Raw genomic sequence first — 16,608 nt, forward strand, 5'->3', positions numbered from 1 at the left:
AGTTTGATGAGGTTTTAACAATGGCTGAACGTCTGAATAATGACTTCCAGTTCATCGAGGTCGGGCGCAAGGATCCGAAGAAGAAACTGTTGCGTCAACGCAAGAAAGAGTTCGTGGAAATCTACGAACCCTTCAAACCCCAGCAGTCGGCCGACCAGGCCCACCGCTGCCTGGGTTGCGGTAACCCGTATTGCGAATGGAAGTGCCCGGTGCACAACTTCATTCCCAACTGGCTGAAGCTGGTGGCCGAGGGCAATATCCTCGCCGCCGCCGAACTGTCGCACCAGACCAACACCCTGCCGGAAGTCTGCGGCCGGGTGTGTCCGCAGGACCGTCTGTGCGAGGGTGCCTGCACCCTTAACGACGGCTTCGGCGCGGTGACCATCGGTTCGGTGGAGAAGTACATCACCGACACCGCGTTCGCCATGGGCTGGCGCCCGGACATGTCCAAGGTCAAGCCGACCGGTAAGCGTGTGGCGGTGATCGGTGCGGGCCCTGCGGGCCTGGGCTGTGCCGACGTGCTGGTGCGCGGTGGCGTGACCCCGGTGGTGTTCGACAAGAACCCGGAAATCGGCGGTCTGCTGACCTTCGGTATCCCGGAGTTCAAGCTGGAAAAGACCGTGCTGAGCAATCGCCGCGAAGTCTTTACCGGCATGGGCATCGAGTTCCGCCTGAACACCGAAGTGGGCAAGGACGTGACCATCGAGCAGTTGCTCGAGGAATACGATGCCGTGTTCATGGGCATGGGCACCTACACCTACATGAAGGGCGGCTTTGCCGGTGAGGACCTGCCGGGTGTCTATGACGCCCTGGATTTCCTGATTGCCAACGTCAACCGCAACCTGGGCTTTGAAAAGTCGCCGGAAGATTTCGTCGACATGAAGGGCAAGAAGGTCGTGGTCCTCGGTGGTGGCGACACGGCGATGGACTGCAATCGGACCTCGATCCGCCAGGGTGCCAAGTCGGTGACCTGCGCCTATCGTCGTGACGAAGCGAACATGCCGGGCTCGCGCAAAGAGGTGAAGAACGCCAAGGAAGAAGGCGTGAAGTTCCTCTACAACCGCCAGCCAATCGCCATTGTCGGTGAAGACAAGGTCGAAGGCGTGAAGGTGGTCGAGACCCGTCTCGGCGAGCCGGACGCCCGTGGCCGTCGCAGCCCCGAGCCGATCCCGGGCTCCGAAGAGATCATCCCGGCCGACGCCGTGGTCATCGCTTTCGGATTCCGTCCAAGCCCGGCGTCGTGGTTCGAACAGTTCGAGATCCAGACCGACAGTCAGGGCCGCGTTGTCGCCCCGGAACAAGGCAAGTTCAAGCACCAGACCAGCAACCCGAAAATCTTCGCCGGTGGCGACATGGTGCGCGGTTCCGACCTGGTGGTGACGGCGATCTTCGAAGGCCGCAATGCCGCCGAAGGGATCCTGGATTACCTGGGCGTGTAACCACTTTCCAGAAATGGAATGCGGTCCAAATGTGGGAGCGGGCTTGCTCGCGAAGAGGGAGTGTCAGTCGACAGTTTTGTTGTCTGACACACCGCATTCGCGAGCAAGTCCGCTCCCACAGTCGCTTTGTGGTGAGGCAAATACTGCATTCCACCGCGACAAATTGACCCGATAGACAAAAGGCTGACCTGCAACCGTGCCTTTTGCGTCGCGCTCTGAGAAAATGCCCGCACTTTTTTTCCGGATGCCGACATGACTGCCCTGAAGAACGACCGTTTCCTTCGCGCCCTGCTCAAGCAACCCGTAGACGTCACGCCCGTGTGGATGATGCGTCAGGCCGGTCGCTACCTGCCTGAATACCGTGCCAGCCGCGCCAAGGCCGGCGATTTCATGAGCCTGTGCATGAACCCGGAGTTCGCTTGCGAAGTCACCATGCAGCCGCTCGATCGCTACCCGCAGCTGGATGCGGCGATCCTGTTCTCCGATATCCTGACCATCCCCGATGCCATGGGCCAAGGCCTGTACTTCGAGACCGGCGAAGGTCCGCGCTTCAAGAAAGTCGTCAGCACGATGGCCGACATCGAAGCCCTGCCGATTCCTGATCCGCACAAAGACCTCGGCTACGTGATGGACGCGGTCAGCACCATCCGCCGCGAACTGAACGGCCGCGTGCCGCTGATCGGCTTTGCCGGCAGCCCATGGACCCTGGCCACCTACATGGTCGAAGGCGGCTCGTCGAAAGACTACCGCAAGACCAAAACCATGCTCTACGACAACCCGCAAGCCTTGCACCTGCTGCTGGACAAGCTCGCGCAGACGGTCACCAGCTACCTCAACGGCCAGATCATGGCCGGTGCGCAAGCGGTACAGATCTTCGACAGCTGGGGCGGCAGCCTCTCGGCGGCGGCATACCAGGAATTCTCCCTGGCCTACATGCGCAAGATCGTCAGCGGCCTGATCCGTGAGCACGAAGGCCGCAAAGTGCCTGTGATCCTGTTCACCAAGAACGGTGGCCTGTGGCTGGAAAGCATCGCTGACGCTGGCGCTGATGCATTGGGCCTGGACTGGACCTGCGACATCGGCAGTGCCCGTGACCGCGTCGGCAGCAAGGTGGCCCTGCAAGGCAACATGGACCCGACCGTGCTCTACGCCAAGCCAGAAGCGATCCGCACCGAAGTCGGGCGCATCCTCGCCAGCTACGGCAAAGGCAGCGGCCACGTGTTCAACCTCGGCCACGGCATCACCCCGGAAGTCGACCCGGAACACGCTGGCGCCTTCCTGCGCGCGGTGCACGAGTTGTCGGCGCAGTACCACGAGTAATCCGTGACAACCTGCCTGGCCTCAGTGCCAGGCAGGTCTTGCACCTCCCCTATCCAATCCCTTCTGGTTTGGCACTTCTGCTGCTGATACCCGCCTGCCTGGTGTCTAGGGATGGAAGCCTTGCACTTCCAGGCTATATTTCCAGTTGTTTAACTTTTTATGTCGAGTTTACGTCGAACAAGTACGACCTTATGTAAGGCGTCGTTACATTGTTTGTCTGATAGATAGCATTGTCGAAAATTCCTGCTCGGTGCGGGACTTGTCCTACATCGAATTAAAAGTTCAGAGCTTAAAGTGTGGCACTCGCTCACCCTGGTCAGCTTGAATGCTAAACCCATTGCAAATAGGTGTCTGGATCGAACTTGTTATAACGGCACTCTCTTGTACGCTTCCAGGGTATTGATGTCGTAGTTGTACGACCGTTCGATACTGAGCAGCTGTCCGTCATATGACGTCCTGAAACGGTTATTAATACCCAGTCTGGAACTAAAAACATGAATAGCACTATTTCTAAAGGAGGCGCATTGGCAGGATGTGCTTCCTCGTTGACTCTATTGGCTGTAATGCTGGCCTCACCGGGTGTCGCCGCCCATGGTTACTTGAATGAACCGCCTTCGCGGGCCTTTCTTTGCCAGAAAGGCTTGAACAAGGATTGCGGTGGTGCGCAATACGAACCCCAAAGTGTGGGCGAGACCTTCAAAGGGTTTCCCGGTGGTGTCGGGGGGGCTCCGTTGCAGGGCCCGGTTGACGGGAAGATCGCCAGTGGGGGTATTACCTTGTTCTCCGCGGTCGACGCTCAGTCCGCCAGTCGTTGGCATCTGACTGAAATCAAGGATCGGTCTGTCGATTTCGACTGGACCTACACCGCTGCGCACCCTGCGACCAAGCATGAATACTTCATCACCAAAAACGGTTGGAATCCCAACGAGGCACTCAAGCGCGCCTCTTTCGACAGCACGCGGTTCTGTAATGTCGACGGTGGTAACGTGCTGCCGGTAACCGGCGCCAAGCACGCCTGCGTGATTCCGGACGACAAGACGGGTCACCACGTGATTCTGGGAATCTGGACCGTCGGAGACACTGATGCGGCCTTCTACAACGTTGCTGACGTCAACATTCTTGCCGAAGCAGCATTGCCGGGTGGCTGGAGCCCGGTGGGCAACATTACCCCTGCAATCACCTTGTTGCCTGGCGATAAGGTCAAGGCACGGGCCTTTACCGCCAACGGTGAAAGTGCGCAATACAGTGTCGGGATCTCGATCAACAACGCAGAAGAAGGCAAGCCTGAAAATTGGTCGTTTGCCTTGGCCGAGAAGATCAACAAGACCCAGAAACTGATTCGTGCAGGCATCCGTGATGAGCAGGACAACATCGAGCCGGTCAAGGGCGTGAACAAACTGTACGCTCAGAAAGACAGCGGTGTTACACGATACGAAATTGCTCTGGATATGCAGGAAGATACCGAAGCGCGCATGGAATTTGGTGCCCTGGCCCCCGAACATGAATTGGTGAAGGGGGTAGGTGCGGTCGCGGTACCGGTTGTCAGCAACCGTGCGATGACCCTCGAAGCGACCATTTTTGATGAGGCTAACAAGCAAGTCGGCTTCACCCGTCAATCGGCGGCGGCAAACAGCAACCCCACCCTGAGCATCGATGTGCGTTCAGCTCCGGGCAAGCATGGAGTGAAACTGCTCGGCACCACCGAGGATGGTCGTACAACACGCCAGGCCTTCGAACACACCGAGTTGATCGGTGAAGGCGGAGCGCAAGAGTACGACTTTGAATTCCCGAGTAATCTGGGTGAATACACTGCCGGGACCAAGGTGCTGCAACCCAAGGACGGCCAGGTCTATGAGTGCAAGCCGCCCCCTAACTCGGGCTACTGCAAGCAGTACAGCCCTTCGGCGAATGGTTACGAGCCAGGAGTTGGTGGCCACTGGCACATGGCCTGGGATCAAAAGTAAGCGGACCTGACACTACTTCGGGCATTCAAGGGTTATTGAATGCCCGAAGTTCAAGGTGTAGTTTGCTTGGAAGTGAGTAGGTGAGTGTATTTAAATGAACACTTTGCCCTATACCGGTGTGGAGAGGTCTCTGCACTGGTTTTCTGCGGTCATTATTATCTGGATTATCTGGGCGCTGGATAGCGGATTTTATGTTTCGCTGTTCGAAGTGTCGATGGCGCTCAAGGGGTTGCTGACGTTTATCAATATATCGCTGACCACTGTTCTAATACCATTTTTTGTTGTGCGGGTTTCTCTGGCCGCGTGGCGACATGTTCTTGTCGCAAGAACGGCTCGATTGCCAGTAGAGCGTCTGGCTTCATTTGTACATGGGTTGATTTATCTTGTTATGAGTATCGTGCTGGTGACGGGTGTACTGATGATGGATCAAGTAATTAACGTCTTTGATCTCGTGTTCATTCCTCAACCCTTGGAAGATCCTTATTGGATTTCGCTGTTTTTTCGTATGCATGTCTTTGCATGCATCGTACTCGCGGTGTTGGTCGCCTTGCATGTCTGCGCCGTCGTAAAGCACGAGATATCGGGCCGCCGCGTCCTGGCAAACATGTGGTTCAAGCGCTGAATGGCCCGGTTGTTGACGGTGCTTTTCGCGCACTGGTCGGTGCTGCTTGCTGCTCTGTTGTGGACGGCACCACTTGGCTATGGCGTTTACCTGTTCAGTCAAGAAGTGCACATGCGCGAGGAACTGGCGCTGCGATCGTCATCGACGGGCGAGCCGCCCAAGGCAATACAAGCACAGGTCGAGTTCAATCCCGATGCCATCGCAACGGTAATGGGGTTGGCAGCACAAACGGCTGTCGAGCGTAGCGCGGAGCCCCTGACGTTACGTGGCAGTTTTGTCTCAAGCACGGGTCTTTCCCGGGCTTTGCTGGCAGGCGCGGATGGCGAACGTCTGTATCAGGTCGGTGACAGTTTGCCGGGCGGTAGCGTGCTACGGCGGATCGAGGTGTCCAGAGTTGTGTTGTGGCGCAAGGGGCGCGAGGAGTTGTTGATATTGCAACCAGGCACTGAGAGCCCGGTGTTACGGCCCAATCCGACTGTCCCCAGGCCGGCACCGGCTCTTCTTCACCTTCGGCCAAGCACTCATCTGTCACAGGGTCATTGAATGAACTTTCCAACTCGTTTTGGCACCTCTGGCGTACTGCTGAGTGTCCTGGTTTTCGCTGCCCTGCTGATACCCGCTAGGGCGGCGGCCGAAGAGGAGCGCTGGCAACTGGCAATGAACAACGCTGAGCTACGCGACATTGTGGAAGAGATGTCGTCGATTCTTGGCACAACCGTGATCCTCGATCCCAAGGTACAAGGACGGGTCACTGTGATGTCCCAGCAAGCACTGGATCGCGAGGGTGTCCGACGCTTGTTCTACTCCGTGCTTGATGCGCACAACTTTACGGTCATTGATCAGGGCGACCGCATCCTCATTACGCCCGTGGCAGAGGCCAAGACCCGGGCCGGCCAGGCCGATCCACGAACGTCCCGCGATGGGCAGTTCGTCACCGAAGTCATCGCGCTCGGCGCCAGCACGGCGGCTGACCTGGCGGGGTTGGTCCGGCCATTAGTGTCGAGTAACGGGTATGTTGGTCCTTCGGTCTCCGCCAACGCCCTGGTGGTCACCGACAGCGCCAGTAATGTCCGACGGATTGGGCAGGTGGTGCGCCAACTCGACTCCGGTACCCGCAATGGCCACACCATCGTCACATTGCGTCATGGCCTGGCGGGCGAAATAGCCAAGGTACTGGAAGTGTCTCTGGGCAAGGCCGGCACCGAGGCCGGGAGCCTGGTGATTGCCGACACCCGATCCAATCGCCTGGTGTTGGTGGGCCCCCCCGTGGCACGTGAGCGCCTGGTTCAACTGGCACGATCACTGGATATTCCAGCGACAGGCAAACTCGATAATGCCCGGGTGATCCGCTTGTACCACAGCGATGCCAAGCAATTGGCAGAGGTCCTGGATGAACTGGGACAGGGTTTCAAAGCTCAATCCGGCACCGGCCAGGCAAAAGACTCGCTGTCGCCCACACCTGTGATGGTCAAGGCGGACGAGCGCCAGAACGCCCTGGTGATATTCGCCGACCCGACACAACTGAGTACCCTTGAAAACATTGTTCGTGAACTGGATCAGCCACGCGCCCAGGTACTGATTCACGCCGCCATTGTGGAAATTACCGGTGACATCGTCGAAGCGTTGGGAGTGCAGTGGGGGCTGGACAGCGGTGACGTCAAAGGCATCATCAACTTTCCCGGTACCGGTGTTCCGGTACTGGGCGGACTGGGTTTCGATGACAAGAATCCGGCCCCGGAAGGCTCGCTGTTGCGTCTTGGCGGGGGTAATTTCACGGCCCTGATTTCGGCACTGGCGAGCAACAGCCGCAGCAACCTGCTGTCGACGCCAAGCCTGTTGACCCTGGATAACCAGGAGGCGGAAATCATCGTTGGCCAGAATGTGCCATTCAAGACCGGCTCCTATGCCACCAATAGCAACGGTGCCGACAATCCGTTCACCACGGTGGAGCGTAAGGATGTCGGGATCAGCCTGAAGGTCCGCCCGCACATCAACGAAGGATCGCTCCTGCGACTGGAGCTGGAGCAGGAAATTTCCGATATTGCGCCGGCAGTGTCCGGGGTGGACTCATCCGATCTGATTACCAACAAACGCGCGCTGAAAAGCACCATTCTGGCCAATGATGGTGAGATCATCGTGATCGGCGGCCTGATCAAGGACAGCGTGCGGACCCAGGAAAGCGGGGTGCCGGGGTTGCGTAATATTCCTTATCTGGGCGCATTGTTTCGCTGGACCAAGGATACCCAGACCAAAAGCAACCTGATGGTGTTCCTGCGGCCGACCATCGTGCGCAGCCGGCAGGATCTCGCCGAGATCAGCCAGGATCGCTACAAGGCGCTGCGTGAGTTGAGTCAGCCCGACTCACGCCAGAACAATTCACTGTCCCTGCCTCAGGATCCGCATCGGCTGTTCGATGAGCAGCGCGAGCGGGCTGCCCCGTGACGAGCCTGAAGGGCTGCGAGCAGCTGCCATTCGGTTTTGCCCGGCGTTCGGGTGTGTTGCTCGAAGGCTCGGGCTCGGCGATGCGCCTGTCGATTCGTGATGACACTGCCTTGACCGCGCTGGCGGAAGTCCGACGCATCACCGGACGTGACTTGCCTCTCCAGGTGCTGGAGCCCGCGCTGTTCGCGATACGTCTGGCGAGTGCTTACCGTGAAGGCCGCAGCGCTGCCGAACAGGTCGCCCAAGGGCTGGACGAAGAACTGGATCTGCTGAGCCTGGCCGATCAGTTGCCGCAGACTGCCGACCTGCTCGAGCAGGAGGGGGATGCGCCGATCATTCGGCTGATCAATGCGTTGCTTAGCGAGGCCGTGCGCGAGAAAGCTTCAGACGTCCACCTGGAGACGTTCGAGCAATACCTGTCGGTGCGCATGCGGGTGGATGGGCAGTTGCGCGAAGTGCTTAAGCCACGACGTGAGCTGGCCAATTTGCTGGTGTCGCGACTCAAGGTCATGGCCCGCCTGGATATCGCTGAGAAGCGTGTGCCGCAGGATGGCAGGATGGCGTTGCGCCTGGCCGGGCACGAAGTCGATGTGCGGGTCTCGACCTTGCCATCGGCCCATGGCGAGCGTGTGGTTTTGCGTTTGCTCGACAAGCAGGCCGGCCGCCTCGACTTGCAACGCCTGGGCATGCCTCCCGAAACCCTGGCGCGCTTCGCGCACATGCTCGGCAAGCCCCACGGGATACTTCTGGTGACCGGCCCCACCGGCTCGGGAAAAACCACCAGTTTGTATGCCGCCCTCGCCAGCCTCAACGATCAGACGCGCAATATCCTGACAGTGGAAGACCCCATTGAGTACCACTTGCCGGGGATTGGCCAGACGCCGGTCAACCCCAAGGTCGAGATGACTTTCGCCCGTGGTCTGCGGGCGATTCTGCGGCAGGACCCGGATGTGGTGATGGTCGGTGAAATCCGTGATCGCGAAACCGCCGAGATTGCTGTGCAGGCTTCGTTGACCGGGCATCTTGTGCTGTCGACTTTGCACACTAACAGTGCGGTAGGCGCTGTCACCCGGTTGCTGGACATGGGCATTGACGCCTACCTGTTGGCCTCATCGCTGGTGGGAGTGCTCGCCCAGCGCTTGTTACGGACACTCTGCCTGTATTGCCGGGAGCCTTACGAGGCGGACCCGGTTGCATGTCGCCGATTAGCTGTCGAAGCGCCGGTGCAATTGTTCAGGGCCCAAGGCTGTACACAGTGTCAGCAAGGTTATCGTGGGCGGATCGGTGTGTATGAGTTGGTCAGTATCACGCCGGCGCTGTCGATGCTTATCCATCAGGGTGCCAGTGAACAGGCCCTGACGCAGGCCGCGCGGCAGCATTCCCACAGCCTGTTTCAAGATGGTCAGCGCTTGGTACTCGAAGGGCTGACCAGTCTAGACGAGCTGCTGCGCGTCAGTCAGGAGGACTAGCCCATGCCGGAATTCGAGTACCGGGCACAGGACCACAGGGGCCGGCCGTGCAAGGGCGTGCAGGAAGCCGACAGCCCCAGGCATGCGCGCCAATTGCTGCGCGGGCGAGGTTTGTTACCCAGTCATGTGGCGTTGGCAAAGCCTCGGAGTGACCAGGTGACCGGGATTTCCAGCGGCTGTTCATTAGCGGCCGGCGAACTGGCGTTGCTGACCTTGCAATTGTCCACACTGATTCAGGCTGGCCTGCCGCTGGAAGAGTCGTTGCGCGCCGTCGCCGCACAGAGTGAAAAGCGTCGAATCGGCCATCTGCTGTCGGTGGTGCGTGCCCGAGTGATGGAGGGGCACGCGCTGGCAACCGCGTTGGCTGCATTTCCTCGGGCGTTCCCCGAGTTGTTTCGCGCCACCGTTGCGGCAGGTGAGCGCGCCGGGCATCTGGGGTTTGTTCTGGAACAACTGGCGGCCTACACCGAGGCTCGCCACTCATCCCGTCAGCGCATCCAGTTGGCACTGGTTTACCCGATGATCCTGATGTTCGCGTCGCTGGCAATCGTCGGTTTTCTGCTCGGTTACGTAGTGCCGGATGTGGTGAAGATTTTCGTCGACAGTGGTCAGCCGTTACCGCTGTTGACCCGCGGCATGATCCTGCTCAGCGACGGCTTGCGTCGTCATGGCCTGCTCCTGTTGGCGGCATTGCTGGTGTTGCTGTGGCTGGTGCGCTGGGCCTTGCGCCAGCCCTCCTTGCGCCTGCGCTGGCATGCGGGAGTGTTGCGTTTGCCGCTGCTGGGGGGCGTGTTGCGGACCATGGAAGCAGCGCGCTTTGCCAGCACCCTGGCCATTCTTGGCAAGAGCGCGGTGCCGTTGGTCGACGCTCTGGAAATTGCGGCCGCGGTGATTGGCAACCTGACGATTCGCGCCCGGATGCACGACGTCGCGCGCTCGGTACGCGAGGGCGAGACCCTGACTCACGGCCTGGAACTGGGCGGTGATATCCCGCCGATGATGCTGCACATGATAGCCAGTGGCGAACGTGCAGGGGAGCTCGACAACATGCTGGCACGTGCCGCCGAACAACAGGAGAAGACCCTTGCTGCGCGGATCGCCCTGGTTGTCAGCTTGTTCGAGCCGATCATGCTGGTGTTGATGGGCGGCATCGTGCTGCTGATCGTCATGGCCATTCTTCTACCCATTCTCAGTCTCAACCAATTGGTGAGTTAGTCGATGAACCCTGTCCGTTGCTCAAATGCCCGCCGCCAGCGCGGTTTTACCCTGATCGAGATCATGGTGGTGGTGGTCATCATCGGCGTGCTCGGTGCGATCGTTGTGCCGCAGTTCATGAGCCGTCCCGATCAGGCCAAGGTCACCGCGGCCCGCACCGACATACTGGCGATCTCCACGAGCCTGGAAATGTATCGCCTCGATAATTTCCACTACCCCTCGACCCAGCAGGGCCTTGAGGCGTTGGTCAAGCGCCCGCAAGGCGCTCCGGTGCCGCGAAGCTGGAACCCGCAGGGCTATCTCAAAAGTGTGCCGATAGACCCTTGGGGAACACCGTACCAGTACCTCAACCCCGGGGTGCACGCGGCAGATGGTGGCTACGACCTGTACTCCCTGGGTGCCGATGGGGTGACCGGTGGCGAAGGGTATGGGGCGGATATCGGTAACTGGGGAGAGTGAGTGATGCGGCAGGCGTGCAGGGGGTTCACCTTGCTTGAGTTAATGGTGGTCATGGTGTTGATCGGGATACTGCTGGGCATGGTCGGGTTGGCGACCGGGAGCAACCCTGCACGGCTGGCCCGGCAAGAGGCCAATGCCTTGATCCAGTTGCTGCAAACACTACGCGAGCAGGCGGTGCTGGAAGGGCGTGAGTATGGCCTGCGACTGGAGCCTGACAGCTATCAGGTACTCAGCCTGAAGGGACGGGACTGGCATCCGGCAGGCAGTGCCTATCGTTTGCCCCAGGGGTTACAGTTGCATCTGGAGTCGCCGGGACAAACCTCAACCTTGAGTGCGCGTGGGAATCAGCCACAGCTGTTGGTGTTCAGCAGTGATGAAAACACGGCGTTTACCCTATACCTGCAACACGACCAACAATCGTTGATCAGCCTCTCAAGCGACGGACTGAGCGAGGCCGTGCTGGATGAGTAAGCGCACGTCGAGAAAGTCACGTCTCGCCCGCCGCGAGCACCGTGGCTTCACGCTGCTGGAAATCATGATCACCTTGGCGGTATTCGCGACACTGGCGGCTGCAGTGATGGCAGCCGGGCAATACACGCTCAAGCAGAACACACGATTGGAGGAGCAGTTGTGTGGCGCCTGGCTGGCGGATAATCATCTGAGCGAATTACAGTTGGGTGCCGTTCCGGCGGCAGCGCGTGCTCATGTGAACCTGCACTTTGATCGACGGGATTGGCGCTTGAGCCAGTCCGTCAGTCCGGGCGTCGAACCGGGGCTGCTCAAGGTTGAACTCAGCGTCAGTCCGCAGGACAGTGAGCGGGTGGTGCATCGAACCACCGGTTGGGTTGATACCCGTGAGCCATAAGCAGCTGGGCTTCACCTTGCTCGAACTGGTGATCGCCATGGCGATCTTTGCCGTACTCGGTCTGGCGAGCTGGCGACTGTTCGATGGTGTGGTCCGGGTCGAACGCAGCAGCTCAGCCCATGAACGCGACATGCGCACGCTGCAACGGGCTCTTGCGGTGATCGAGCGTGATGTTCTGCACGTCACTGCCCAGCCTATAGTGCTCCAGCAAGGTGTTTTGCAGTTGCAGCGTGGCAACTGGCGTAACCCGCTGGATCAGCCACGCAGCGAGGTGCAGAACGTCATCTATCGCCTCGACAGGGGCACGTTGTGGCGCGAGAGTCTTGGCGCGGATCAGCCCATAGAACAACGCCAGGTGGTGTTGACCGAGGTCCGTGAATTGCGCTGGCGGCTCTACGATGGCCAGGGCTGGCGCAGTGATTGGCCGATCAAGCGGGCGCAGTCGATGCCCCGAGCGCAGGCACTGGAAATCAGTTTCTCAACGGCGCGCTTCGATCAGATTCGTCGGGTTCTGTTGCTCCCGGGAAGCGCCTCATGAACCGACAACAGGGCGTGGCGCTGATCAGCGTGCTGCTGGTCATGAGCCTGGCGTTGCTACTGACCAGCGCCATGTTGCGCAATCATCGTCTGGTGGTCAAAAGCACCGCGCAACAGCTGCATCAGGTGCAGTTGCGTCAGGCAGGGTTCGCGGCGGAGCGTTGGGCCTTGCAGCGCTTGCGCGGCGCAGACCTGCTGGCATCACGTAGCGTCAGCCTGGGGCAGGAATGGGCGCAGGTCGTACCGCCTATCGAGTTCGACGGTGGCTTGCTGCAGGTCCGGATAGAAGATCTTGGCGGGCGTTTCAACCTGTCGGCGTTACTGACCGGCGGCAAAGTCGAGGCCGTCACGCAACAGCGTTGGCTGCGCCTGCTGGCGCTACTGCGCATCCATGACCCGCACCTGGAAAACCTGGCCGACGCCGGTCTTGTCGGTGTGAGCGACCTCAGTCAGTTGCGGGTGTTACCCGGTGTCGATGGCGATCTATTGCATCGTTTACAGGCAATGGTTGCGCTGCTGCCCAAGGACGCCAGCCTGAATATCAATACCGCATCGGCGCAGCAACTGATGACCCTTGGCGGTCTCAGCGAAACGGATGCGCGGACATTGGTGCAGCAGCGCCCGGCGCAAGGGTATCGCTCTGTCCAGGCGTTCGTCGAAGACCCTTTGCTTAGCGGGCTTGAACTGGGTAGTCACGGCCTGGGGCTGGGCAGCCGCTGGTTTCGAATCACCGTGGATGTAGCACTTGGACCCAGCCGGATCCGGCTGGTCAGCGAAGTCGAACTGGATGCCAAGACCCGTGGGGTGAGTGTTCTGCAACGACGTTTCCTACCCCCTCTGACAAGCGGGACCTCGTGATGACCACCTGCCTTTATCTCACCCCCGAAGGGGCGGTCGAACCATCGACGCAATGGCCGTGCTGCCTGGTCCCGGCAACAGGGCAACACAGGATCCTGACACTGGCCGAGGCCGCTGAAGCGCTGGATGGGCAGGCGGTTGACCTGGTGTTGCCGGTGGAGATGTGCAGTTGGCTGCACACCGAAAAATGGCCCTCGCGCCGCCGCCCTGATGTGCAGGCCGTGGCCTTCGCCATTGAGGAACAGTTGAGCGAGGACCTCGAAAACCTGCACCTGAGCATAGGTGTGCGTGATCGTTTGGGGCGCTACGGGGTGTGGGTGATCGACCGGCAACGCTTTGCTCAGCTGCTGGCGCTGGTGATCGAGCAGGGGATTACTCTCAATGCGGTGCAGGTCGATGCCGATCGCCTGCCGCGTGATCAGGCCTATGGCGTGTGGTGGCTGGGACGCTGGCTGATCGGTGGGGCGCTGGAGGCACGGATCGCGGTGTCGGCGCCCGCATTGACGGTGCTCAAGCCGCGCCTGCCTGAGACCATGTGTTGGCTGGATGATGGCTATCAAGCGCTACACGGCCCGGCTGGGGCAGGGCGGCCAGTCAATCTGCTGCAGGGTGATTTTGCTCGCCGACGTTGGCGGTTGCCCTGGATAACCGCGCTACTGTCGATAGCACTTTCATGCACCCTGGCGTGGGGATTCATGCAGGTACGCAGCAGTTATCTTGAGTTGCAGGCCCAGCGCCTGTATGCCGAGAGCGAGCAGAAATTCAGGGCGTTGTATCCGCAGCAGACGCGTATTGTCGATCTGTCGGCGCAACTCAAGGCGCTCCAAAAGCACAGTCGCACTGATACACAACTTACCCAGATTGCGCGTCTGTTGAAATTGACCGAACAGGTGATTGGCGCCAGCAGTGTCGTGGTACAGCGCGTCGAGTACCGGCTTGCGGACGGCTGGAGGCTGCAACTGACGGCGGACAGTTTTGCCCAGCTGGAACAATTGCGCGAGCGCGGCCAGAGCAGCGGATTACCGATCAGGCTGGGCGGTGCGAGCAAAGTGCAGAATCGGGTCCAGGCAACGCTGATATTGGAGCATCAGCCATGAACTTCAAGGTTGCGAAACTACTTGGCATCGCGTCATCGACCTGGCGTCGGCTGACGTTACGTGAACGACAGGCGCTCTGTGCCTTGGGCGCAGTATTGCTGGCCGGGTTGGCGTTTGTCGGCGGGTGGCAGCCGGCTCAATCGCGACTGGCAGCCGCCGAGCGCGCGTATCAGCAACAGCAGCTGCTGGCCGCAGAGATCAGTAGCACTCAAGCACCGAGTCTGCGAGTGACTGATACACAGCCACTGTCGGTGCGGCTCAGCGAACGAGCGATGACCGATGGCCTCGACCTGCAACAACTGGAGGTGCAGGGAGACGTCCTGCGCCTGACCTTGAGCGGCGATGCGCGAGTGCTGCTGGCCTGGCTCCACCGGACCGAGCAGGCCGGCGCGGTTGTACAGTCGTTGACGCTGGACAAGCACGATCAGCAATTGGTGGCGCAACTGGTGCTGCAGGCAGCGCCCGAGCGCTAGGCGTTCAGAGCCTTTGGGGTGTTCAGTGGCCTGAGGTCGATGGGCACGGATTAAGTTTCAATTCAGCGAGCCTGATTATGCTGGGGCCATCGAAATCAACACGGAATGATCCCCATGAAAGCTCGTTACCTCGCTCTGCTGATTGCCCCGCTGTTCAGTACCGCTGCTTTGGCCGCCGGCTACACCGGTCCTGGGGCCGAGGTGGTGACCACGGTGGCCGCCGCCAACGATGCCGCTGACGACACCCCGGTGGTCCTGCAGGGCTTCGTGGTCAAGAAGCTGAACAACGACGACAAGTACGAATTCAAGGACGCTACGGGCACCGTGACGATCGAAATCGACAACGAGGACCTGCCAGCCGTGGCCTTCAACGAAAAGACCCGGGTCAAGCTGACCGGTGAAGTGGAGAAGGGCTTGATCAAGCGTGAGATCGATGTCGATCTGCTGGAGATCATCAACTGAGACATCCCTTCTTCCCAAGGGCCGCTCTGCGGCCCTTTTTGCGTCAGGCCCTGGCGCTTTCTGCCAGCGTCGGCAATTTCGCCAGTTTCAATGCCACCCACAAGGCAACCAGCAACAATCCGCCGATAAACAGACCAATCCCGTTCCAGCCACCCAGGTGCCAGAAAACGCCGCCTGCGGTACCGGCGATGCTGGAGCCGGCGTAATAACTGAACAGGTACAGCGACGAGGCCTGGCCCTTGGCTTTGGTGGCACGGCGGCCGATCCAGCTGCTGGCCACCGAGTGCGCGCCGAAGAAGCCAAAGGTGAAGATCAGCATGCCGATGATCACCAGCGGCAACGGGCTGAGCATGGTCACGGCCAAGCCGGCGAGCATCAGCACGATGGTTGCCCAGAGCACTTTACGCCGCCCCAGCCGGTCGGCCAGCGAGCCGATTTTCGCCGAGCTGTAGATGCCCGACAGGTAAACCACAGACAGCAGGCCGACCAAGGCCTGGTCCATGTGGTACGGCGCGGCCAGCAGGCGATAGCCGATGTAGTTGAACAAGGTGACGAACGCGCCCATCAGCACAAAGGCCTCAAGGAACAGCAACGGCAGGCCGGCATCGCGAAAGTGCATGCGGAAGCCTTCGAGCAGGCTGCGCGGGTGCATTGAGCGTGAACGGAAGTTGCGTGACTCAGGAAGGATCTTCCAGAACACCGCGGCCGCGATCAGTGCCAGGCCGCCGATCACCAGCATCGCCGTGTGCCAGTCGACGAAGTCGATCAACACGCCAACGATCAATCGGCCGCACATCCCGCCAATGGCGTTGCCACCGATGTACAGGCCCATCGCCAAGCCGATGTGTTGCGGATGAATCTCTTCGCTCAGGTACGTCATGGCCACCGCCGCCAGCCCGCTCAGGGACAAGCCGGTCAAGGCACGCATCAGCAGAATCCCCTCCCAGGTCGGCATCAGGGCGCTGGCGATGGTGCACAGCGCAGCGGCAAACAGGGCAGCCACCATCACCGGCTTGCGGCCGATACGGTCGGAGCTGGGGCCGGTGACCAGCAGGCCGATGGCGAGCATCCCGGTGGCCACCGACAGGATCAGGCTGCTCTGCGCGGCGTTGATCGAAAACTCATGGGAGAACAGCGGCATCATCGGCTGCACGCAATAGAGCAGGGCGAAGGTGGCGAAGCCGCCACTGAACAGCGCCAGCACGGTGCGCATGAACATCGGGGTGCCTTTTTCGATGTACACCTCGTTCAGTTGGGCGACCCCATCGTCCAGAGCGGCAGGCGGTATTTCATGGGCGAGTGGAGCGACAGCAGTTTTCACGGGGGACCTCGGGAGTGCATAGCCGGGCGGGCAATGAAAAAATCATATAGCCGGCTAATATTTCT

Annotated in this window: 17 protein-coding genes; 16 read left to right on the forward strand and 1 reads right to left on the reverse strand. The window is 60.0% G+C overall.

The window, feature by feature from the left end; genetic code table 11:
* The first annotated feature begins 20 nt into the window (after positions 1–20).
* From CKW25_RS04675 to CKW25_RS04750, 16 genes are all read left to right on the forward strand, one after another.
* Positions 21–1,439: an FAD-dependent oxidoreductase gene (locus CKW25_RS04675; RefSeq protein ID WP_095078028.1), complete on the forward strand. Its 1,419-nt coding sequence runs from the start codon at positions 21–23 to the stop codon at positions 1,437–1,439.
* Between the two features lie 252 nt (positions 1,440–1,691).
* A complete protein-coding gene (hemE, locus tag CKW25_RS04680; protein WP_095078029.1) occupies positions 1,692–2,759 on the forward strand; it encodes a uroporphyrinogen decarboxylase in 1,068 nt (355 codons plus the stop codon).
* Positions 2,760–3,253: 494 nt separating this feature from the next.
* Positions 3,254–4,723: an N-acetylglucosamine-binding protein GbpA gene (gene gbpA, locus CKW25_RS04685; protein ID WP_095078030.1), complete on the forward strand. Its 1,470-nt coding sequence runs from the start codon at positions 3,254–3,256 to the stop codon at positions 4,721–4,723.
* 94 nt (positions 4,724–4,817) lie between these two features.
* Positions 4,818–5,345 (forward strand): cytochrome b, encoded by a 528-nt coding sequence (locus CKW25_RS04690; protein ID WP_095078031.1) that lies wholly within the window; start codon positions 4,818–4,820, stop codon positions 5,343–5,345.
* Positions 5,346–5,888 (forward strand): type II secretion system protein N, encoded by a 543-nt coding sequence (locus CKW25_RS04695; RefSeq protein ID WP_256577930.1) that lies wholly within the window; start codon positions 5,346–5,348, stop codon positions 5,886–5,888.
* On the forward strand, positions 5,889–7,787 hold the full coding sequence (gspD, locus tag CKW25_RS04700; protein WP_095078032.1) for a type II secretion system secretin GspD: 1,899 nt from the start codon (positions 5,889–5,891) through the stop codon (positions 7,785–7,787). It begins immediately after the preceding gene.
* Positions 7,784–9,256 carry a type II secretion system ATPase GspE gene (gene gspE / locus CKW25_RS04705; protein ID WP_172736413.1) on the forward strand — a complete coding sequence of 491 codons (1,473 nt, stop codon included), beginning with the start codon at positions 7,784–7,786 and terminating at the stop codon, positions 9,254–9,256. The genes gspD and gspE overlap by 4 nt, the downstream gene beginning before the upstream one ends.
* A gap of 3 nt (positions 9,257–9,259) precedes the next feature.
* A complete protein-coding gene (gspF, locus tag CKW25_RS04710) occupies positions 9,260–10,471 on the forward strand; it encodes a type II secretion system inner membrane protein GspF (RefSeq protein ID WP_095078033.1) in 1,212 nt (403 codons plus the stop codon).
* Positions 10,472–10,474: 3 nt separating this feature from the next.
* Positions 10,475–10,930 (forward strand): type II secretion system major pseudopilin GspG, encoded by a 456-nt coding sequence (gene gspG / locus CKW25_RS04715; RefSeq protein ID WP_095078034.1) that lies wholly within the window; start codon positions 10,475–10,477, stop codon positions 10,928–10,930.
* Positions 10,931–10,933: 3 nt separating this feature from the next.
* Positions 10,934–11,401, forward strand: coding sequence for a type II secretion system minor pseudopilin GspH (gene gspH / locus CKW25_RS04720; RefSeq protein WP_095078035.1), 468 nt, complete (start codon positions 10,934–10,936; stop codon positions 11,399–11,401).
* Positions 11,394–11,795: a type II secretion system minor pseudopilin GspI gene (gene gspI / locus CKW25_RS04725; protein ID WP_095078036.1), complete on the forward strand. Its 402-nt coding sequence runs from the start codon at positions 11,394–11,396 to the stop codon at positions 11,793–11,795. Before gspH ends, gspI begins: the two co-directional genes overlap by 8 nt.
* Positions 11,785–12,333, forward strand: coding sequence for a type II secretion system protein GspJ (locus CKW25_RS04730; protein ID WP_256577931.1), 549 nt, complete (start codon positions 11,785–11,787; stop codon positions 12,331–12,333). The genes gspI and CKW25_RS04730 overlap by 11 nt, the downstream gene beginning before the upstream one ends.
* Positions 12,330–13,190 carry a type II secretion system protein GspK gene (locus tag CKW25_RS04735; protein WP_095078037.1) on the forward strand — a complete coding sequence of 287 codons (861 nt, stop codon included), beginning with the start codon at positions 12,330–12,332 and terminating at the stop codon, positions 13,188–13,190. Before CKW25_RS04730 ends, CKW25_RS04735 begins: the two co-directional genes overlap by 4 nt.
* Positions 13,190–14,287 carry a type II secretion system protein GspL gene (gspL, locus tag CKW25_RS04740; RefSeq protein ID WP_095078038.1) on the forward strand — a complete coding sequence of 366 codons (1,098 nt, stop codon included), beginning with the start codon at positions 13,190–13,192 and terminating at the stop codon, positions 14,285–14,287. Before CKW25_RS04735 ends, gspL begins: the two co-directional genes overlap by 1 nt.
* Positions 14,284–14,760 (forward strand): type II secretion system protein GspM, encoded by a 477-nt coding sequence (gene gspM / locus CKW25_RS04745; RefSeq protein WP_095078039.1) that lies wholly within the window; start codon positions 14,284–14,286, stop codon positions 14,758–14,760. The genes gspL and gspM overlap by 4 nt, the downstream gene beginning before the upstream one ends.
* Positions 14,761–14,874: 114 nt before the next feature.
* On the forward strand, positions 14,875–15,222 hold the full coding sequence (locus CKW25_RS04750) for a YgiW/YdeI family stress tolerance OB fold protein (RefSeq protein WP_095078040.1): 348 nt from the start codon (positions 14,875–14,877) through the stop codon (positions 15,220–15,222).
* Positions 15,223–15,265: 43 nt separating this feature from the next.
* Here CKW25_RS04750 and CKW25_RS04755 read toward each other — a convergent pair whose 3' ends face one another.
* Positions 15,266–16,543, reverse strand: coding sequence for an MFS transporter (locus CKW25_RS04755; RefSeq protein WP_095078041.1), 1,278 nt, complete (start codon positions 16,541–16,543; stop codon positions 15,266–15,268).
* Between the last annotated feature and the right edge of the window lie 65 nt (positions 16,544–16,608).

It is taken from the genome of Pseudomonas sp. Irchel s3h17 (assembly GCF_900187505.1).
Lineage (GTDB): Bacteria > Pseudomonadota > Gammaproteobacteria > Pseudomonadales > Pseudomonadaceae > Aquipseudomonas.